Origin of the sequence: Streptomyces sp. NPDC052023 (assembly GCF_044548465.1) — a bacterium.
Classification (GTDB): Bacteria; Actinomycetota; Actinomycetes; order Streptomycetales; family Streptomycetaceae; genus Streptomyces.
This window is the reverse complement of record NZ_JBIUBW010000003.1, coordinates 495,686-515,605: the sequence shown is the minus strand read 5'-3', so window position 1 is coordinate 515,605 and position 19,920 is coordinate 495,686. Positions and strand designations below refer to the sequence as shown.

The following is a 19,920-nucleotide window of genomic DNA, read 5'->3' as shown; positions in this document are numbered from 1 at the left end:
TCCCCCGGACTGCCTTTCTATTAAATTAGGAATTAATGTTGACAGGGTTCCGGCCACGCGCCACAGTCTTCGCCGTGACGCCCCGGCCCCCTCCGGCAGCGCGGCCCGCGTCACGTCCTCGTGCTTCCCAACCCCCGGGAGAGGCAAGTGACTTCACACCCGCAGGCCCGCACGTCCCCCGTGCCGCGACTGACGCGGCACGCGATCACGGTCGCGACCGCGACCGTGCTGGCGGTGACCGCGGCCCCCTCGGCCACGGCGCAACCGGCCGTCGACCAGGGCGCACCCGAGTACTACGACAGCGGCCTCGCGCCGACGCCCTACATGGGCTGGAACACCTACTACGGTCTGGGCGCGCCGACCGAGAGCGAAGTGCGCGCGGTCGCCGACAAGCTGGTCAGCAGCGGCCTGCGGGACAGCGGCTACGACATCGTGTGGCTGGACGGCGGCTGGCAGGCCGACAACCCGCGTGACGGGCAGGGCCGGCTGGCCGCCCACCCGGACCGCTTCCCTTCCGGCATCCCGGCGCTCGTCTCCTACCTGCACCAGCGCGGACTCAAGGCAGGCATCTACACCGACGCCGGCACCTACGACGGCGGCAAGACCTGCGGCCTCGGCAGCCGGGGGCACTACGAGGAGGACGCACGGCAGTTCGCCGGCTGGAAGATCGACGCCATCAAGGTCGACTTCCTGTGCGGGATCGGCGCCAAGCTCGACCCGGGCCCGGCGTTCAAGGAGTTCAGCGACGCCGTGGCCAAGTCCGGCCGCAAGATGCTGCTGAATCTGTGCAACCCGCTCACCGACGACTGGGGCCTGCCGCACACACCCGAGCAGGACGCCCACAACACCTACGCCTACGCCCCCACCATCGCCGATTCCTGGCGTACCGGCACGGACATCGCCTGGGGCACGCCCAGCCCCGGGCAGTGGCCCAACGTGCTGCGCAACATGGACGCCAACGCCTGGCACCCCGAGGCGCAGGGCCCGGGCCACTACAACGACCCGGACTACCTCATCCCGATGCGGCGCATGACCGACGGGTCGCTGGAGCTGACCCAGGAGGAGTCCACGACGCAGTTCGTGATGTGGGCCGAGATGGCCTCGCCGCTCGTCCTCGGCTCCGACCCGCGCACGCTGCCGGACGAGATGATCGAGACGCTGCGCAACCACGAGATCATCGCGGTCAACCAGGACCCCCTCGCCGTCCAGGGCGTCCGGGTCGCGACGGACTCGGTCGGCGACGTCTACAGCAAGGTCCTGGCCGGTGACGGCCGGCGTGCGGTCGTGCTGCTCAACCGTTCCGACCAGCCGGCCGAGCGCACCGTCCGGTTCTCCGACGTGGGCCTCGGCGGCGACGTACGGATCCGCGACCTGCGCGCCCGTGCCGATCGCGGCGTGCACGCGGACTCGTACACGGTCGAGGTTCCCGCGCACGGCACCGCGTTCCTGAAGCTCACCGGCAGCGACGCCCTCCCCGGCACCAGCCTGGGCCGGCGGGCGTCGGCGAGCCCGGCGGTGGTGCGCGACGGCGACACGCGGACCACGTTCCTGCGGGGCACGGACGGCTCGCTCGTCCAGCACACGGCACCTGCCGACGGCCGGCCCCGGGTGCGCGAGCTCGGCGGTCCGACGAAGGGCCGGATCCTCGGGCAGCCCGCCGCGTACGCCTCCGCGGGCGGCCGGATCGACGTCTTCGTGCGCGGCAACGACTCCCGGGTGTACCGGCGCGTCCTCGCCCACGGCCACTGGGGGGCGTGGCAGGACCTGGGCGGCCGGGTGACCGACGCGCCGGCGGTGGCGTTCACCGCGCCCGACCGCTGGACGCTGTTCGCGCGGGGGGCGGACGGGGGCGTCGTGCAGCGCGGCCCGTCGTCCGGCTGGTCCTCGCTGGGCACGCCCGGCGGCCGGCAGGTCTACGGGCGGCCGTCCGCGGCCGTCGACGCCGAGGGAGGGGTCCACGTGGCCGTGCGCAGCGCGGCGGACGACGTGTGGACACGGTCCCGGACCGCGTCCGGGCAGTGGTCGCCGTGGACCTCGCTCGGCGGGACCGTGAGCGGCAGCCCGACGCTGGCGGCCGTGGCGGACGGTGTCGTGCTGTACGCGCGGGCCGGCGACTACACGCTCTGGCAGCAGCGGTACGAGAGCGGCGCCTGGCAGGGCTGGACGAAGCGGCACGAGTTCCCCAGCGCCGCCTTCGAGGGCGCGCTCGGCGCGGTGGCCGGGCCGGGCGGCACGGTCGACGTGGTGTTCCGCGGAGTCGACGGCTACGTGCACCGGACCCAGTTCAAATAAATTAGTAATTATTCTTGACGTGGCGCGAGCGCCACGCGAACCTGGATCCGCGCGAGGGGGCCCAAGCCCGTGCCGGCCGAAGCCCAACTCGCGCGGATCCGCAAGGAGTTCCCCATGACCGACCACCAGACCAGCCGACGCCGGTTCCTCGCCGGACTCGGCGCCGCCGGGACCACGGCGCTGCTCAGCGGCTGTGTCACCTCCACCTCCTCCGGCAAGAGCTCCTCCGAGGGCGCGGTGACCCTCCAGTCCAACCTCTCCGCCCCGCAGGCCAAGGCCGCGATGGAGGACCTCGTCGCCGCGTACGGCAAGAAGGGCTCCGGGCGCGCCAGCCTCAACACCGTCGCCGCGGAGACCTTCCGCACCCAGCTGCCGACGTACCTCACCTCCGCCAACCCGCCGGACGTGTACACCTGGTACCCCGGCTCGGTCGCGGAGGCGTACGCGAAGAAGGACTTGCTGCTCGACCTCGGCGAGGTCTGGGAGTCACCGGACCTGAAGAAGTACTCCAAGGCCCTGAACGGCCTGTGCACGGCGAGTTCCGGCAAGAAGGTCTTCGTGCCCACCACGTACTACTGGTGGGGCATGTTCTACCGGAGGTCCCACTTCGCCAAGTGGGGCGTGAGCGAGCCCGAGACCTGGGACGACTTCCTCGACCTGTGCGGCAAGCTCAAGAGCAAGGGCGTCGCCCCCATCGGGCTCGGCGCGGGCGGCAACACGCCGTGGGTCGCCTCGGCCTGGTTCGACTACCTCGACATCCGGATCAACGGCGCCGCCTACCACCGCGAGCTGCTCGCCGGCCGGCACCGCTTCGACGACGCCGAGGTCCGCAAGGTCTTCGACCGCTGGACGGAAGTGCACCCGTACTTCGACCCGAACGGCACCGCCGTCGCCTTCCAGGACGCGACGACCTCGCTGCTCAACGGCCGGACCGGGATGATGCTGATCGGCACCTTCTTCGCCGACGCCGCGCCCGAGGAAGCCCTCGACGACATCGACTTCTTCCGCTTCCCCGTCATCGACCCGAAGGTCCCGCTGGCCGAGGAGGCCCCCACCGACGGCTACTTCGCCAGCGCCCGCACGGGCCGCGGCGACCAGGTCGTCGACCTGCTGCGCTACCTCGCCACCGCCGAGGCCCAGGAGATCTACCTCAAGGGGTCCTCGGGCACCGCCCTGCCGTGCCACCCGGACGCGAAGGACACCGGCACCGACCTGGTGAAGAAGGGCCGCGCCCACGTCGAATCGGCCACCGAGATCACCCAGTTCTTCAACCGGGACTCCAGCGACGCCCTCCAGCCCACCGCCGACACCGCGCTGACCAAGTTCCTCGCCGAGCCCAAGTCCGTCGGCAGCATCCTCACCGACTGGCAGCGCGACGCCGCGAAGATCTGGCAGGGCTGACGTGGCAGTCCTGACCGCCCCGGAACACAAGGCCCCGGCCCGGCCGCCGCACCGCGTCGGGCGGGGCCGGGGCGCCCGCCGTACTCCTGCGCTGGTTCTGGTCTTCGTGCTCGTCCCGCTGCTCGCGGAGGCGCTGTGGGTGTTCTGGCCGGCCCTGCAGGGCTTCTACCTCTCCCTCACCCGCTGGGACGGCGTCTCCACCCCGCAGTTCGCCGGCCTGGACAACTTCCGGGAGATGGCGGGCGACGAGATCTTCCTCGACGCGGCGGGCAACACCGTGCTGTGGCTGGTGCTGTTCGGCGGGCTGTCCGCGCTGCTCGGGCTGGCCACCGCGCTGCTGCTCCAGCAGGAGCGGCGCGGCGTCGGCTTCTACCGCGCCGCCCTGTTCCTGCCCGTCGTCTTCTCCCTGGTGGCCACCGCCCTGGTCTGGCAGGCGATCTACCAACCCGACGGCGTCCTCAACCAGGTCCTTGAATCGATCGGCCTCGGCAGCCTGCGCCATGCCTGGCTCGCCGACCAGGACACCGCCCTGTACGCGGTGATCGTGCCCGCGCTGTGGCGGCAGATCGGCTATGTCATGGTGCTGTACCTGGCCGGCCTCAAGGGCATCGACCCCGCCCTGTACGAGGCGGCCAAGGTCGACGGCGCCTCGGCGTGGCAGCGCTTGCGCCACGTCACCCTGCCGCAACTGCGCGGCGTCAACGCCGTCGTCCTGTCCGTCATCGTCATCGACTCACTGCGCTCCTTCGACGTCGTGTGGGCACTGACCCGCGGCGGCCCCTACCACTCGTCCGAGCTGCTGAGCACCTACATGTACTCGACCGCGTTCCAGTCCCTGCGCCTGGGCTACGGCTCCGCCCTCGCCGTCGTCATCTTCGTGCTGGCGTTCGGCGTCATCTGCTCCTACCTCGTCCGCGCGTTCCGGGAGGCCGACTGATGGCCCTCATGTCCGCGGCGCCCCGCCGCAAGCGGGCCGCGACCGCCGCATTCCACCTGGGGGCCGGGTCCCTGGCCGTCCTGTGGCTGCTTCCCATCGCGCTCGTCCTGGTCACCAGCGTGCGCACCTTCGACGACGTCTCCGCGCACGGTCTGGGCAGCTGGCCCCGCTCCTTCACCCTCGCCAACTACGGTCAGGCCTGGGTCGACGGCGGCCAGCAGCGCGCCCTGATCAACAGCCTGGCCGTCACCGTGCCGTGTGTGCTGGTGACCCTCGCCCTGGCCGCCATGGCCGCGTTCGCCCTCAGCCGCTACGAACTGCCGTTCCGGCGCTCCCTGTTGCTGCTGATGCTCGGCGGGAATCTCCTGCCGCCGCAGATCCTGCTCATCCCGGTCTCGAAGCTCACCGAGCTGCTGGGTGTCTACGACACCCTGACCGCCCTCATCGGCGTGCAGATCGGTTTCGGCGTCGGCTTCTACGTGTTCGTGCTGCACGGCTTCATGCGCGCCATACCGCCCGAGATCCAGCAGGCCGCGGTCGTCGACGGCGCCGGGCCCTGGCAGATCTTCTGGCGGATCATCCTGCCCCTGACGCGTCCCGCCCTGGCCGCGCTGAGCGCGCTGTCGTTCACCTGGATCTTCAACGACCTGCTGTGGGCGATCACCGTGCTGCGCAGCGACACGAAGATGCCGATCACGGCGGCACTCATCGGGCTCCAGGGACAGTACGTGTCGATGTGGAACGTGATCGCCGCCGGCTCGGTCATCGCGGCCGCCCCCACCGTGGCCGTGTTCCTGCGGTTCCAGCGCCACTTCGTGGCCGGCCTCAACCTGGGGGCGGTGAAGTGACACCCCCTCGGCGCTGGACCCTGCGCACCGAGAACACCAGCTACACCGTGCGCCTCTCCCCCGACGGCCCGTGGGCGGAACTCGACGCCTGGGGACCGCCCGGCGTCGAGGACGGCCCCTCGGCCCTCGACTGGTCGCACCGTACGCACTTCATCACTCCCGCGGACGCCGCGCCGGCCGAGTACGTCCCCCACGGCCTGCGCCCGTTCACCGGTGCCGATCTGGTCGCGTCACGCCCGGGTGCCGAACGCGGCGTCTGGTGGGAGTTCGAGTCGGCACGGGAAGGGGAGGGGACCCTGCGCCTCGCCTTCGCCGACGACGTCCTGGGCCTGCGCACGGTCCTGTGCTACGAGACCGTGCCCGGCACGGATGTCGTCCTGCGCTGGACCGAGCTGACCTGCGCCGGCGACCAGGAACTGCGCCTGGAGAGGATCGACTCGGCCGCGGTGAACATCCCCGTCACCGGCACCGCGCGGCTGACGTATCTCTCCGGCCAGTGGTCCCAGGAGTTCCAGCGCACCCAACTCGACCTGCCCCGGGGCACCTTCACCATGGGCAGCGTCCAAGGTGTCCCGGGACACGCCTACGCGCCGTGGCTCGCCGTGCAGGACGGGACGGCGGACGAGGTGTACGGCATCGCCCTGGAGTGGCCGGGCAACTGGCACATCACCGCGGAGGCGGAACCGGGCGGCGCGCTGCGCGTCCGCGCCGGGCGGGTCCCGCACGAGGGCGCCGTCCACCTGGCGCCCGGCGAAACCCTCGCGACCCCGCGCCTGGCCTGCGCCTTCAGCTCCGGCGGACTCGACGGGCTCGCCCGCGTCTGGCACCGCTACGAACGCCGGCTCACCGGCGAGCGCCTCGACCGTCCCCGCCAGGTCCTCTACAACTCCTGGGAGGCCACCGGGTTCGGCGTCGACGCGGCCGGGCAGCTGGAGCTCGCCAAGGCCGCCGCGGACATCGGAGCCGAGCTGTTCGTCGTGGACGACGGATGGTTTCCCGGCCGCGCGGACGACACCGGAGGCCTCGGCGACTGGTACCCCGACCCGGAGGCGTTCCCGCAGGGCTTCGGCCGGTTCGTCGAGGACGTCCGGGCACTGGGGCTGGACTTCGGCCTGTGGGTCGAACCCGAGGCGGTCAGCCCCAGGAGCCGCCTGTACGCCGAGCACCCCGAGTGGGTGTACCGGATCGACGGCCGCCCGGCCCGGCTGGTGCGCAACCAGCTGCTGCTCGACCTCGGCCGCGCGGACGTCCAGGACTTCGTGATCGCGACGCTCGACCGGCTCCTGACCGAACACCCCGTCAGCTACCTCAAGTGGGACATGAACCGGCCGCCCACCGAGCGCGGACGCCCCGGCTCCGGACGCGCCGACCACCTCGACCTGGACGCCCAGCACGTCGCCGGCTACCTCCGCGTCCTGGACCATCTGCGCGCCACCCACCCGGGCGTCACCGTCGAGGGCTGCGCGGGCGGCGGCGGCCGCGTCGAGCACGCGACGATCGCCCGCACCGACGTCGTCTGGCCCAGCGACAACACCGCCCCGCTGGACCGGCTGACCATCCAGTTCGGCTACCTGCACGCCCATGCGCCGCACACCATGAGCTCCTGGGTCACCGACGCGCCCGGCGTCTTCGACCCGCGCCCGCGCAGCCTCGCCTTCCGCTTCGTCAACGCCATGTGCGGCGTCCTCGGCATCGGCGCCGACCTGCGCGCCTGGACGCCGGAACAGCGCGCCGAGGCCGCCCGGTGGATCGCCCGCTACAAGGACGTACGGGACGTGGTCCACCGAGGAGAGGTCCACCTCCTGGGCACTCCGGCGGACCCCACCTTCGGGGTGCAGTACGACGATCCCGCGGCCGGGCGCACGGTCGTCGCCGCGCTCAGCACGGGACGCCTGGACGGGGCGCCCCTCGTGCCCGGCCGCCCCGCCCGGCTGAGGTTGCGAGGCCTTCAGCCGGCGGCACGCTACCGGGACGCCGGGTCGGCGACGACGTACAGCGGGGCTCATCTGCTGCACCACGGGCTGCCGTTCTCCTGGAGCGCCGGTCACGACGCCGACCTGGTGGTGCTGACCCGGCAGTGAGTCCGTTCGACATATGTTTCCAGGGCGGCCGACCAGCCGTTCCGCGCCCGCGAAGGAGTCCAGTCCCATGACGGAGCAGCCCGCACCACGGCCCGGTGCCCGCTACACCGGCCGCACCGCCGTGATCACCGGGGCGGCCTCCGGGATCGGGGCCGCCACGGCCGAGCGCCTCGCCGACGAGGGCGCGGCGGTCGTGCTCGCCGACATCGCCGAGGAGCAGGGTGAGGCGGTCGCCGAGCGGATCACGAAGGCCGGCGGCCGGGCCCGGTTCGTACGGGCCGACGTCTCCGCCGAGGACGACTGGACGCGGATAACGGCCGCCGCGCACGAGTACGGCCCGGTCGACCTCCTGGTCAGCAACGCCTACACCGTCGAGGTGACGCCGGCGCACACCCTGTCCCTGACTTCGTGGCAGCGGCAGCTCGCCGTCAATCTCACCGGCAGTTTCCTCGGCGTCCGCACGGTGCTGCCCGACCTGCGGGACCACCGGGGGGCCGTGGTGCTGACCTCGTCCGTCCACGCCCACAAGGGCATCCCCGGACACCCCGCCTACGCCGCCTCCAAAGGCGCGTTGTTGTCCCTGTGCGGCCAACTGGCCGTCGAGTACGGGCCCGAGGTCCGCGTGAACGCCGTGGTGCCGGGCCCGATCCTGACCGCCGCCTGGGACAGGGTGACGCCCGAGGACCGGGAACGCAGCATCGCCGAGACGGCCGCGCGCCGCTTCGGCACCCCGCAGGAGGTGGCCGCGGCCATCGCCTTCCTCGGCGCCGGCGAGGCCTCCTACATCACCGGGACCTCTCTCGTGGTGGACGGCGGCTGGAGCGTCGTCAAGGCCTCCGCATGACCACGCTCCCCTCTCAGCAGAAAGGCTGTAGACGATGACGCCCTATGCCCGCCGCGGCGTGCACGGCCAGACCGTGGAAGTGCTCGCGCGCCGCATCCTCGGCGGTGAGATCCCCGAGGGGAGCACGCTGGATCTGGTGGCGCTGCAGGACGAGTTGGACGTGAGCCTCACCGCGCTGCGCGAGTCGCTGAAGGTGCTGGCCGCCAAGGGAATGGTCGACGCCCGCCAGCGGCGCGGCACCTTCGTGCGCTCCCGCGCCGAGTGGAACCTGCTCGACGCCGACGTGCTGCGCTGGCAGTTCGAGGGCGGCCGTACCACCGAGGCCGACCAGCGGCTGCTGCACAACCTCGCCGAGGTGCGCGCCATCATCGAACCGGCCGCCGTGCGCCTGGCCGCGGAACGCCGCACCGACGCCGACCTGACCGCCCTCGACGACGCGCTCACGGCCATGGAGGAGCAGGACGCCGGCGCCGCGCACGCCGTCGAGGCCGACCTCGCCTTCCACCGTGCCCTGCTCGCCGCCACCCACAACGAGCTCCTGAGCCGCATGGAGATGGTGATCGAGTCCGGCCTGGCCCACCGTGACCGCATCGTGCACAGCTCACCGCACGGCGAGGACCCGGTCCCGGCCCACCGCGCCGTGCTGGACGCCGTACGCGACCGCGACCCCCGGGCCGCCGAGGCCGCGATGCGTGCCCTGCTCGACCAGGCCGGCCGTGACCTGGACCGCGTCGGAAACGCCGACGAGCCGCAGGACGAGACGGAAGGTGCCCGCCCTCAGTGAAGATCACCCGTATCGAGACCTTCCTCGTCCCGCCACGCTGGCTGTTCTGCCGCGTCGAGACCGACGAGGGCGTGGCCGGCTGGGGCGAGCCCGTGGTGGAAGGGCGCGCCGAGGTCGTCCGCACCGCCGTCGACGTCCTGGCCGAATACCTCGTCGGACAGGACCCGCTGCGCATCCAGGACCACTGGCAGGTGCTGACCAAGGGCGGCTTCTACCGGGGCGGGCCCGTCCTCTCCAGTGCCGTCGCCGGCCTGGACCAGGCACTGTGGGACATCGCCGGGAAGACCTACGGCGCCCCGGTGCACGCACTCCTCGGCGGGCCCGTACGCGACCGGGTGCGCGTCTACGCCTGGATCGGCGGTGACGAGCCCGCACTGATCAGCGAGCAGGCGGCCGCCCAGGCCGAGGCCGGATTCACCGCGGTCAAGATGAACGCGGCCGGAGCCTCGTCCCCGGTCACCACCGTCGCCGAGACCGCCGCGGTCGTCGCCCGCGTGGCCGCCGCCCGCGAGGCGCTCGGCCCGGACCGCGACGTCGCCGTCGACTTCCACGGCCGTTTCACCGCGGCCGGTGCGCGCCGCGTCCTGAGCGAACTCGCCCCGCTGCACCCCCTGTTCGTGGAGGAGCCCGTCGTCCCCGAACAGAGCCATCTGCTGCCCGGCCTGGTCGCCGCGAGCCCCATACCCCTCGCCACCGGTGAACGGCTGTACGGGCGGGCCGAGTTCCTTCCCGTTCTCGCCGCCGGTGTGGCCGTCGCCCAGCCCGACCTGTCCCACGCCGGCGGGATATCGGAGGTGCACCGCATCGCCTCGCTCGCCGAGACCTACGGCGCCCAGCTCGCCCCGCACTGCCCGCTGGGCCCGATAGCCCTGGCGGCCAGTCTCCAGATCGCCTTCGTCACCCCGAACTTCCTGATCCAGGAGCAGAGCCGCGGCATCCACTACAACAAGGACGCCGACCTGCTGTCCTACCTGGTCGACCCGGAGCCCTTCCGCTTCGTCGACGGCCATGCCGTCCGCCACGACACCCCGGGACTCGGCATCACCGTCGACGAGGACGCCGTACGCGCCGCGGACCGCACCGGTCATGCCTGGCGCAACCCGGTGTGGCGGCACGCCGACGGCTCCTTCGCGGAGTGGTGACCATGCCGCTGGAGGTCGTCACCGACCTTGCCCACGGGGGCCGTTGGACGTCACTGCGGACATCCCGGCGCGAGTGGCTGTGGCGGCGGGAGTCTCCCGCGCGGGAGAAGGCCGCGCCGGGTGACCTCTTCGTGGACGCGGGCGGTCTCGAGGAGTGCGTGCCCACCGTCCGCGGCACCCCCGACCACGGGGACGCCTGGTCCCGGCCCTGGCGGCGGGAGGCGGGCCGGGACGTCGTCCACGCCGGCCGGTTCACGCTGTCCCGTGGCATCCGGACCACCGCCGACGGCGCCGAGGCCGACTACGTGCTGACGGCCGACGCCGGCTTCCGCTTCGTCTGGGCCGCCCACGCCCTGCTCGACCTCTCCGAGCACGCGGGCGTGCGTCTCCCCCGCGCGGCACGCACCCGGCTGTTCCCCGAGGCGGCCGGGCTGCTCGGGCGGCCGTGGCCGGAGGGTGCCCCGTGGGTGGAAGGACCCTGGCCCGCGCCCTGCGGACTGCGTCTCGACACGCTCGGCCCGGACGACGGCACCGCCGTCGGAGCCGTGGTGGACGCCTCCGGGTGCTGCGTGCACGACCAGCCGGACCACCTGTCCCTGACCCTCGAAGCCGACGGCCAGCCGACGTCGGTCGCGCTGTGGCGCAACCTCGGCGGGTTTCCCACCCTGGCGCCCTATCGCAGCACCGGAGTCGAGCCCATGCTCGGCCGGGTCTTCGACCTCGCCGAGGCGGGCCCCGGTGACGCCGCCCTGGTCCCTGCCTCCGGCGAGGTGCGGTGGCGGCTGACGTTGAGCACGCACTGCCGCTGCCCCTGAACCGTCCCGGAACCGTCCCGCGGAAACCCCGTGGCCCCCTTGCTGAACAGAGAAGGAGCCCCTCCATGGATCTTCGAGCGGCCCTGGCCGCCCACCGCCTGGTCGCGATCGTCCGCGGCTCCGATCCGGAAGCCTCGCTGCGTACCGTCCTGACCCTGGCCGAGGAGGGTGTCGAGCTGATCGAGGTGTCCCTGAGCGGCGCGGACGCCCTGTCCGTCGTCGAGCGCGCCCACGCAGCGCTCGGCGGCGATCGCCCCCTCGGCGCCGGTACCGTCCTGACCGCCGACGACGCCCGTGCCGCCCACCGAGCCGGCGCCCGCTGGGCCGTCACACCGGCGGTGGGGGACGGCGTGGGCGCGGCGCACGCACTCGGCATGCCGGTCCTGGCCGGCGTGATGACCCCGAGCGAGATCCTGACCGCACGCACGCTCGGCGCCACGGCACTCAAGATCTTCCCGGCCGCCCAGGCAGGCGGCCCCGCCTATCTGAGGGCGCTGCGCGGCCCGTTCCCGCACGAGCTGTTCGTGCCCGTGGGCGGCGTCGACGAGGCGGCGGCCGAGGCCTATCTGGCCGCCGGGGCAACCGCCGTGGGGGTCGGCTCACCCCTGGTCGGCGACGCCGCCGACGGCGGCAGCCTCACCGCACTGCGTGAACGCGCCCGCGCGTTCCTGACCGCCGCGCGGAAGGCCACGCCGTGACCGAAGCCGAAGCCCTGCGCCCCGATCGCCTGGAACTCGGTGAGGGCATCCGCTGGACGGACCGCGGAATCGTCCTCGTGGACATCCTCGCCGGCCGCCTGCTCACCGCCACCGGGAGCCCCACGGACCCCTTGCGGCAACTGGTCCGACTGCCCGTTCCCCTGGGCGCCGTGGCACCCGTGGCCGGAGCGCCCGGCAGCTGGATGGCCGCCGCCGGCACCGGGATGTGCCTGCTCCCGCCCGACGGCACGGCGCGGTGGCTGGCCCGGCCCGAGGCGGGCGCCGCCCGGCCCATGCGTATGAACGACGGGACCGCCGACCCGCACGGCCGCTTCTGGGCGGGCAGCATGGCGTACGACGCCGAAGAGGGACGCGGCTCCCTCTACCGGGTGGACCACGACGGCACGGTGACCCGTGTCCTCGACGGCATCACGGTGCCGAACGGACCGGCCTTCACCGCGGACGGCGGGACCATGTACCTGGCCGACAGCGCCCGGGGAGTCGTCAGGCGCTACGCCGTCGACCCGGCCACCGGCGCTCTCGGCACCCCCGAGCCGTTCGTGACCTTCGACGACGGCAGCCCCGACGGCATGGTGGTGGACGTCCAGGGCGCCGTGTGGGTCGCGGTGTGGGGCACGGGCACGGTACGCCGCTACGGTCCGGACGGCCGCCTCGACCGCACGGTGTGTCTGCCCGCACGGCAGCCCGCCGGTGTGTGCCTGCAGGAGGACGTCCTCCACGTCACCACCGCCCGCGTGGGGCTCACCACGCCCGGCCCTCACGACGGCGCCCTGTTCAGCGTCCGGGTGGACGTGCCGGGCCGGCCCGCCGACGCCTACCGCCACCGGGGCGGCCTGCCGTCCCCGAGGGAGGCGTCATGAGGCCTGGCTGGCGGCCGGCGGAAGGACCCGTCGTCTGCATCGGGGAGACCATGGCAGCCCTCGCTCCGGCCCCCTCCGACTCGCTGGAGACCGCCGGAAGCCTGCGGGTGTCGGTGGCCGGCGCGGAGTCGAACGTGGCCATGTACCTGGCCGACCTGGGGGTCCCCGTCTCCTGGCTCTCCGCCGTGGGCGACGACGCGCTCGGGCGGCGGGTGCTCCGCGCGGTGGGCGCGGCGGGCGTCGGTGTGGGTGCCGTACGCCGCGACCCGGACAGGCCCACCGGCCTGCTGGTGAAGGACCCGGCCGGCAACCGCACCGGGGTCCACTACTACCGGGGCGGCTCGGCGGCGTCGGCCCTGGGTCCCGAGGTACTGGACGACGACAGCCTGGCGTCCGCCTCCCTCGTCCACCTCACGGGCATCACCGCGGCACTTTCCTCGTCCTGCCGGGACCTGGTGGAACGGGCGCTGGCCGCCCCGCCGGGTGAACGCCGCCACGCCATCAGCTTCGATGTGAACCACCGTCCGGCGCTGTGGCCGGCCGGTGCGGCCGCGGGCGTGCTGCGCGACCTGGCCGACCGCGCCGACATCGTCTTCGTCGGGCTCGACGAGGCACAGGAACTGTGGGGGGCCGGTCTGGAACCGGCCGGGGTACGGGAGTTGCTGCCGCAGCCCCGTCTGCTGGTCGTCAAGGACGGCGGCCGTGCGGCCACCGCCTTCGGTGAGGCGGGCGTATGCACCGTGCCCGCCCTGCGCACGGAGGTGGTGGAGGTGGTCGGGGCGGGGGACGCGTTCGCCGCCGGTTTCCTCGCCGGCCTGCTGCGCGCCGGGGACCTGGAACGCGCACTGCGGCTCGGACACATCACGGCGGGTTCGGCGCTCCAGGTCACGGGCGACCACGGCCCGTTGCCGGACAGCGCGGGGATCGGCCGGCTCCTCTGCCTTCCCGCGCACGAGTGGGCGGCGAAGGCGGCACGGCGCCTCTGAGGTGACGGGAGCACCCCCGAAGCGGTGCCCCCGCGCGGCCGGTCAGGCCACCCGATCCCCGATGCCTACGACGAGACGGTCGGGGCGATGAACCGGCGGGTGCGGCAGAGTGCGGACGGAGCAGCGGGAGATCCCCGGCGCGCCGCCGAGATTATCGTACGAACCGTTCGGAGCGGTCGGATTCCCACCCACCTCCTGCTGGGCACGAACGCGGCGACCATGGCGCAGGACTACTCCCGCCGCCGGCTCGACGAGGCGACGCAATGGGAGAAGGTCAGCCGCTCGGCCGACTTCGGCGAGCCGTACCCCGCCCCGCTCCCGCCGCGGGAGACGGCCGGTCAGGCCCCGTCCGGCCCCTCAGGTCGCATGAACCGGCGGTGCCCCGTCCGCCGCACGGGCCCTGCGCGCCCGTTGTGGTCGTGCCGCTCGCCTCGCGGGACGTTCTGAGGTGCCGGTAAGGTCGCGGTGCCGCCACGACGGACGGCACGGCCCTGGACGTTTCGTCACGCGAGGGCGCGACGGCCCCGGCGGCCCCGCCCGTCCGGAGGATGTGCGACTGGGCGCGGAAGCGAGGCGGCTCAACCGATCAGGGGTGCGCATGTCAGGACAGTTCGAAGCGACGGTCGAGGTCGATCGGCCCATCGAGGCGGTGTTCGACTACCTCGCCGACGGACGCAACGATCCGCAGTTCAGCCCCCGGGTGCTCCGGATCGAGCGGGTGCCGCCGGCGCCGACCGCTGTGGGGACGGTCTTCCGCAGCACGGTCAAGGACGCCGGGATGAAGACCGCCAGGGAGTTCCGCATCACCGAGCTCGAAGCCCCGGTGAGGATCCGCTGGGCCGAGGTGTCGAAGAACGCCGTGACGGCACGTGAGGGCGGGTACGACCTGGAGCGCCTGGACGGCGGCAGGACCCGGGTCCGTCTCTTCAACGTCCTGGAGGGGCACGGCCTGGGCAAGCTCCTCGTCGGTCTCGCTCTGGCCGCCGCCCGCAAGGACGCCGACGGCTTCGGCACCCGGATCAAGGCGGCGGCGGAGACGGCGATCGTTCCGGGTTGAGGCTCTGCGCAGGAGTCCGAATCCCGTCGGTGCGCTCTTCCAGGCGGATCCTCATGAGCAGACCGTGATGCCCGTGTCCTCCTTCGAACCGGCCGCGGAGCCCGGCGGAAGGCGGTCCCTGGCGCCGCTGACGGCGGTGTGCGCCGGGTACTTCATGGTGATCCTCGACGTGACGATCATCAACGTCGCCGTGCCGGTGGTGGGCCGGGAACTGTCCGCCTCGCTCACCGGCATCCAGTGGATCACCGACGGATACACCCTCGTCCTCGCCGGCTTTCTGATGACCGGTGGCGCATTGGGCGACCGGCTGGGCAACCGCCGGGTCTTCTGCTGGGGCGTGGTCGTGTTCACGCTCGCCTCTGCCGCGTGCGCCCTCGCGCCGAACGCCCCGTTCCTGGTGACGGCCCGGCTGGTCGAGGGGTTCGGGGCGGCACTGATCGTGCCCGGCTCCCTTGCCCTGCTCCAGCAGGCCTACCCGGCACCCGCCGCACGGTCGCGGGCGTTCGGACTGTGGGGTGCGATGGCGGGCATCGCGGCCTCCGCCGGACCGCTGCTGGGCGGGCTGCTGGTCTCCACGGCCGGCTGGCGGTGGGTCTTCCTGATCAACCTGCCCGTCGGCGTGGCCTGCCTGGCGCTGACCCTGCACCACGTCGCACCCTCACCCCGGCAGGCCGCCCGCGCTCTCGACTGGCCGGCGCAGTGCCTGGTCGTGGCGGCGGTCGCGCTGCTGACCGGCGCGCTCAACGAGGCAGGCCGCCGCGGCTGGTCGGACGCCGCCGTCGTCGCCGGGCTGGGCCTCGCCGCGGTGTGCGCCGTCGCGTTCGTCGTGCGCGAGCACATGGCCCGCTCCCCCGCACTGGCGCTGAGCCTGCTGAGCTCGCGTCAGCTGAGCGGCACGGCCGTCATCGGCCTGCTGTTCAACTTCGGCTTCTACGGCATGCTGTTCACGGCCAGCCTGTGGTTCCAGCACCAGCGCGGCCTGAGCGCCCTCGCCACCGGGGTGGCCCTGTTCCCGGCGGTGGCGATGACCATGTTCGCCTCCGTCCTGTCCGGACGGCTGACCCGGCGCACGGGTGACCGCCCGCTGGTGGTCTCCGGCATGCTGCTGGCCGGGCTGGGACTGGCGGGCTGGGCAGCGGCGGGAGCCGATCCCTCCTACTGGCTGCTGGTGGCTCCGATGATGGCCGCGGGCTTCGGCACCTCGTTCGCCCTCACCGGCTCGACCGCCACCGTGATGGGCGCGGCACCGGCCGCGTACGCCGGGGCCGCGTCCGCCCTGTTCAACACGGCCCGTCAGATCGGCAGCGCCACCGGCGTGGCGCTGGGAGGCACCGTGCTCGCCACGGGCGCCGACTACGGCTCCGGGCTGCGTACGAGCATGGCCTTGGGGGCGTTCGCCTACCTGACCGCGGCGGCCCTGGCGTGGCTGTGCGTGCCTGCGAAACCCAGGAATGACAGGGCATCCTGATGCCGGCTGGGACGACGGGGGGCGGCTACACGGCCGGAGCACTTCGGCACCACCGGCCCGGTCCGGGAACTTGGTCACCCCTGTTCGCAGGCCGGTGCGACGTCCAGCTCCCGCGGCGGGGAGCCGGCGGCGTACGGCGTCCCGGTGCGCCTGCGGCCCGCGCCCGGGGCCCCGGCGACGGCGGTGACGGGACGCGTCTCGGTCAGCCGCCGGTGGAGGGCGCCCAGACTGATGTCGTCCGGGCCGCCGGACGTGGCCGCGGCAGCCGTGTACTCGGCGATGTGGCGCATGTCCACATGCGGGAGGAAGAAGTCGGCGTCGGCGCTGCGGAAGACGACGACCCGCACCTCCCGTCGGTGTCCGTGTCGTCGAGCAGCGCGATCAGGTCGGTGACGAAGGGCTCGTCGATGAGATTGATCGGAGGGTTGTCGATCGTGGCCCACCACACCCCGTCGCGCAGTTCCGTCTGGATCGTCCGGTAACTCCGGGACATGCCCGCCAGCTCCTCGGCATCAGGGAAGGTCACTTGCGAATTGCAGGCACACGGCGACCCTGACACCGGCACTTGTGATGTGCCAGCGACATCGCCGGGCGGCCCGGGGTCGCCATGTCTCGGGGAGTGCGGCTAAGCCTCAAGCGCCGTGACGAATTCCTCCAGGTCGGCACCGAGGGGCGTGTCGCACCCCCAGACGGCCTCGTACGCGATCTCGACAGGTACGCCACCCCGGCGCAGGGGCCGGCAACTGACGTGCTGGTGAGAGACCTTGGACCGCGGCAGGAGCGCCGCACCGAGGCCCATCGCGGCCCACTCGTCGACCGCCCTGAAGCTGGCGGCCTCGCCCGGGTAGGTCCGCAGCACCAGGTCGTGACTGCCGAACAGCTCGGTGGTGAACGTGGTCAGTCCGCAGGTGTCGGGCCCGAGGATGTAGTCGGCGCCGGCCACGTCCGCGAGCTCGGCAGGACCCTCCTCGCCCGCGGCGGCGGAGTCGATGACGACCACCGGTTCGCGGGCGACGACGCGGTGCTCGAAGTGGGGCATGCCGGGCACGGCCGGGACGAGGACGATGTCCAGGCGGCCCGCCTGAAGGTCACCGCGCAGCGGGTCGAGGTCCGCCTCCCGCAGGACCAGGTCACGCGGGTGTTTGAGACCGCGGGCCGCTTCGAACGCGCGCGCGACGAGGTCGGCCCCGATCAGCGGCGACACACCCATGCGGATCGTCCTGCCGGGAGGCTGGGCAATCCGCTGGGCCTCGGCGAGCAGCGTGTCGAGGCCGCCCAGGACGTGGTCGATCAGGGGCAGTATCCGTGCGCCGTGCGCCGTGGGCCTCACCCCACGGGGCGAGCGATCGAAAAGCCTTACGCCGAGCTCCTCCTCCAGCCGCGCCACACCGTTCGACAGGGCCGGCTGCGTCACGCCGTAAGCCCGCGCGGCAGCGCTGAAGGACTTCGTCCGGGAGACGGCCTGGACATAACGCAGCGCCTCGATATTCATGATCTGCCCACCCTTGCCATAGACGTTCGTTATAGCCGTATCACTCAGGATCCTCTACCGGGACGACGCCGGCCGCCCTACGGTCGGAGGCGTCCCCCGCGGCTGATCACCGCACCGGCTCCGCGGACCCTTCAAGACTGCTTCCGTATGGACAAAGTACATGTAACTGGTTCTTTTCCCCCACGGCCCGCATGGTGAATGAAGTGGCCCGGGCATCGCCTCCCGGGACCCTCCCGGCGGGACCCGCTTCACCCCCCGCCCCCACCGCGTCACCCTCGTCAAGGAGCACACTCATGCCCGACACCACCCGCGACTTCCACGGTCAGAAGGTCATCGTCGTCGGCGGCACCAGCGGCATCGGACTCGCCGTCGCCCGCCGCGTCCTGGAGGGCGGTGGCAGCGCCGTCGTCACCGGCAGGTCCGACAGGAGCGCCACCGAAGCGGTGGCCGAACTGTCCGGGACCGGCGACGTCTTCGGACTCGCGGCCGACCTCTTCGACAACGCCGCCGTGGACGGTCTGCGCGGCACGCTGACCGAGCAGCACGCCGACGCGACCCTCCTCGTGAACGCGGCCGGGATCTTCGAGCCGAAGACCTTCCTGGAGCACACCCCCGAGGTCTACGACCGCTACCAGGCCATTACCCGCGCCTTCTACTTCGTCACCCAGACCGTCGTCGGGAACATGATCGCCCGCGGCAGCAAGGGATCCGTCGTCAACATCGGGGGCATGCTGGCGCACCAGGCCATGGCCGCCACGCCGTCCTCGGCGTACTCGGTCGCCAAGGCGGGTCTGCACTCCCTCACCCAGCACCTGGCCATGGAACTGGCGCCGCACGGCATCCGGGTCAACACGGTGGCCCCCGCGGTGGTCCGCACCCCGATCTACGAGGCGTTCATCCCCAAGGACGACATCGACTCCGCGCTCGACGCGTTCAACACCTTCCACCCTCTCGGCCGCGTCGGAACCCCCGACGACATCGCCCCGGCCGTCGCCTTCCTGCTGTCCGGCCAGGCCGACTGGATCACCGGCGCCACCTGGGACGTCGACGGCGGCGTGCGGGCCGGACGGAACAACTACTGACCATCCCCCCCGCCCCCAGGCAGGAGCACATCGTGACCTACCACGAGCACACCGACCACCAATACGCCAAGCACATCCGCGCCGGCGCACCCGAGGCCTTCAAGGCGTTCATGGCCTTCGACAACCAGGTTCTGCGGGGCAAGGACAACGTCGTCCCGCCCAAGTACGCCGAACTCACCGCCGTGGCCGTGGCGCTGACGACCCAGTGCGCCTACTGCATCGAAGCGCACACCATCGCCGCACACGCCGCGGGCGCGACCCAGCAGGAACTGGCGGAGACCATCATGACCGCCGCGGCACTGCGCGCAGGGGGCGGCTACGCGCACGGCTTCATGGCCATGAAGTTCTTCACCGAGGCCGGAAAGGACGACACGCGATGAGCCCGAAGGAGCACACAGCGATGTCCGTGATCGACGAAGTAGACGTCCGCGCTCTCCAGGAGAACGTCGAAGCCCTTCGCGCGGACCCCGGCCCGGCACGGGCCACCTTCGCGGTCGGCGGTTCGTGGCAGGGCGGCTTCCGGGTCACCACGCGCACGGGTGCCCTGACCCAGGGTGGCGAGCGGGACGAGACGCGCATCGCGAAGTTCGAGATGAGCAGCGACGAACCCGTCGCGGCGCTGGGCACCGACACCGCACCCACGCCCGCGGAGTTCGTGCTCCACGCACTCGCCGGCTGCTACACCGTCACGATCGCCACCCATGCCGCCCTGCGCGGCATCGAGCTCAAAGGCATCGGTCTGGAACTCGAAGCCGACATCGACGTACGCGGATCCCTCGGGATCGGCACGTCGGTCCGCCCGGGCCTGCAGCAGATCCGGATACGTGTGGATCTCGACGCCCCCGAGGCCGGTCGCAGTCAGCTCGAGGAACTCGTCTCCGTCGTCGAGGGCCGCTCGGCGATCCGTGACACCCTCGCCCACCCGGTCGAGGTCGTCACCACGCTCGCCTGATCGGGTCGGGGTCCCCGACGCCCTACGAGGAGGCGGGGGCCCCCCCCGCCCCCCGGGGGGGGGGGGGCGCGCCGGCCCCCCCCCCCCGGGGTTTGTGGGAGGGGGTAGGGGGGGGGGGCCCGAAACAGGGGTGGGTTTGATGTGTTCCCCTGGCGTTGTT

General features: G+C 72.6%; 18 protein-coding genes and 2 pseudogenes. 18 read left to right on the top strand and 2 right to left on the bottom strand.

The window, feature by feature from the left end; translation table 11 throughout:
* The first annotated feature begins 35 nt into the window (after window positions 1-35).
* The 15 genes and pseudogenes from ACIHCM_RS09960 (at window position 36) to ACIHCM_RS09890 (ending at window position 16,234) form a co-directional block, all read left to right on the top strand.
* Window positions 36-2,292 (top strand): annotated as a pseudogene (locus ACIHCM_RS09960) (glycoside hydrolase family 27 protein).
* 114 nt (window positions 2,293-2,406) lie between these two features.
* Window positions 2,407-3,693: an ABC transporter substrate-binding protein gene (locus tag ACIHCM_RS09955; protein ID WP_399891931.1), complete on the top strand. Its 1,287-nt coding sequence runs from the start codon at window positions 2,407-2,409 to the stop codon at window positions 3,691-3,693.
* A gap of 1 nt (window position 3,694) precedes the next feature.
* Window positions 3,695-4,630: a carbohydrate ABC transporter permease gene (locus ACIHCM_RS09950; RefSeq protein WP_399891928.1), complete on the top strand. Its 936-nt coding sequence runs from the start codon at window positions 3,695-3,697 to the stop codon at window positions 4,628-4,630.
* Window positions 4,630-5,478 carry a carbohydrate ABC transporter permease gene (locus ACIHCM_RS09945; protein ID WP_399891925.1) on the top strand — a complete coding sequence of 283 codons (849 nt, stop codon included), beginning with the start codon at window positions 4,630-4,632 and terminating at the stop codon, window positions 5,476-5,478. The genes ACIHCM_RS09950 and ACIHCM_RS09945 overlap by 1 nt, the downstream gene beginning before the upstream one ends.
* Window positions 5,475-7,559 (top strand): alpha-galactosidase, encoded by a 2,085-nt coding sequence (locus ACIHCM_RS09940; protein WP_399891922.1) that lies wholly within the window; start codon window positions 5,475-5,477, stop codon window positions 7,557-7,559. The genes ACIHCM_RS09945 and ACIHCM_RS09940 overlap by 4 nt, the downstream gene beginning before the upstream one ends.
* 67 nt (window positions 7,560-7,626) lie before the next feature.
* On the top strand, window positions 7,627-8,403 hold the full coding sequence (locus ACIHCM_RS09935) for an SDR family NAD(P)-dependent oxidoreductase (protein ID WP_399891919.1): 777 nt from the start codon (window positions 7,627-7,629) through the stop codon (window positions 8,401-8,403).
* Window positions 8,404-8,437: 34 nt separating this feature from the next.
* Complete coding sequence (locus tag ACIHCM_RS09930) at window positions 8,438-9,187, top strand: FadR/GntR family transcriptional regulator (RefSeq protein ID WP_399891916.1); 750 nt, start codon at window positions 8,438-8,440, stop codon at window positions 9,185-9,187.
* Entirely contained in the window at window positions 9,184-10,329 is a 1,146-nt protein-coding gene (gene dgoD, locus ACIHCM_RS09925) for a galactonate dehydratase (RefSeq protein ID WP_399891913.1), read from the top strand. Before ACIHCM_RS09930 ends, dgoD begins: the two co-directional genes overlap by 4 nt.
* A 2-nt stretch (window positions 10,330-10,331) precedes the next feature.
* The gene (locus ACIHCM_RS09920; RefSeq protein WP_399891910.1) at window positions 10,332-11,144 is read left to right on the top strand and encodes a hypothetical protein; all 813 of its coding nucleotides are present in this window, start codon (window positions 10,332-10,334) and stop codon (window positions 11,142-11,144) included.
* A gap of 65 nt (window positions 11,145-11,209) precedes the next feature.
* Window positions 11,210-11,842 carry a bifunctional 4-hydroxy-2-oxoglutarate aldolase/2-dehydro-3-deoxy-phosphogluconate aldolase gene (locus ACIHCM_RS09915; protein WP_399891907.1) on the top strand — a complete coding sequence of 211 codons (633 nt, stop codon included), beginning with the start codon at window positions 11,210-11,212 and terminating at the stop codon, window positions 11,840-11,842.
* A complete protein-coding gene (locus ACIHCM_RS09910; protein ID WP_399891904.1) occupies window positions 11,839-12,723 on the top strand; it encodes an SMP-30/gluconolactonase/LRE family protein in 885 nt (294 codons plus the stop codon). The genes ACIHCM_RS09915 and ACIHCM_RS09910 overlap by 4 nt, the downstream gene beginning before the upstream one ends.
* Complete coding sequence (locus tag ACIHCM_RS09905; RefSeq protein WP_399891902.1) at window positions 12,720-13,709, top strand: sugar kinase; 990 nt, start codon at window positions 12,720-12,722, stop codon at window positions 13,707-13,709. Before ACIHCM_RS09910 ends, ACIHCM_RS09905 begins: the two co-directional genes overlap by 4 nt.
* 48 nt (window positions 13,710-13,757) lie before the next feature.
* Window positions 13,758-14,039 (top strand): annotated as a pseudogene (locus ACIHCM_RS09900) (short-chain dehydrogenase/reductase); the annotation flags it as partial.
* A gap of 268 nt (window positions 14,040-14,307) precedes the next feature.
* Window positions 14,308-14,766: an SRPBCC family protein gene (locus ACIHCM_RS09895; protein ID WP_399891899.1), complete on the top strand. Its 459-nt coding sequence runs from the start codon at window positions 14,308-14,310 to the stop codon at window positions 14,764-14,766.
* A gap of 73 nt (window positions 14,767-14,839) precedes the next feature.
* Entirely contained in the window at window positions 14,840-16,234 is a 1,395-nt protein-coding gene (locus ACIHCM_RS09890) for an MFS transporter (protein WP_399891896.1), read from the top strand.
* A 74-nt stretch (window positions 16,235-16,308) separates the two neighbouring features.
* On the opposite strand, the gene ACIHCM_RS09885 is transcribed toward ACIHCM_RS09890, so the two are convergent.
* Window positions 16,309-16,581, bottom strand: coding sequence for a hypothetical protein (locus tag ACIHCM_RS09885; protein WP_399891893.1), 273 nt, complete (start codon window positions 16,579-16,581; stop codon window positions 16,309-16,311).
* A 278-nt stretch (window positions 16,582-16,859) separates the two neighbouring features.
* Window positions 16,860-17,726, bottom strand: a complete 867-nt coding sequence (locus tag ACIHCM_RS09880; RefSeq protein WP_399891890.1) for a LysR family transcriptional regulator — start codon at window positions 17,724-17,726, stop codon at window positions 16,860-16,862.
* 293 nt (window positions 17,727-18,019) lie between these two features.
* Here ACIHCM_RS09880 and ACIHCM_RS09875 point away from each other — a divergent pair, with 293 nt between their 5' ends.
* Genes ACIHCM_RS09875 through ACIHCM_RS09865 form a run of 3 tightly spaced genes read left to right on the top strand, consistent with a single transcriptional unit; the run spans window position 18,020 to window position 19,760 of the window.
* Window positions 18,020-18,808, top strand: coding sequence for an SDR family NAD(P)-dependent oxidoreductase (locus tag ACIHCM_RS09875; protein WP_399891888.1), 789 nt, complete (start codon window positions 18,020-18,022; stop codon window positions 18,806-18,808).
* 32 nt (window positions 18,809-18,840) lie between these two features.
* Entirely contained in the window at window positions 18,841-19,188 is a 348-nt protein-coding gene (locus tag ACIHCM_RS09870; protein WP_399891885.1) for a carboxymuconolactone decarboxylase family protein, read from the top strand.
* Window positions 19,189-19,208: 20 nt separating this feature from the next.
* On the top strand, window positions 19,209-19,760 hold the full coding sequence (locus tag ACIHCM_RS09865; RefSeq protein ID WP_399891881.1) for an OsmC family protein: 552 nt from the start codon (window positions 19,209-19,211) through the stop codon (window positions 19,758-19,760).
* Window positions 19,761-19,920 lie beyond the last annotated feature (160 nt).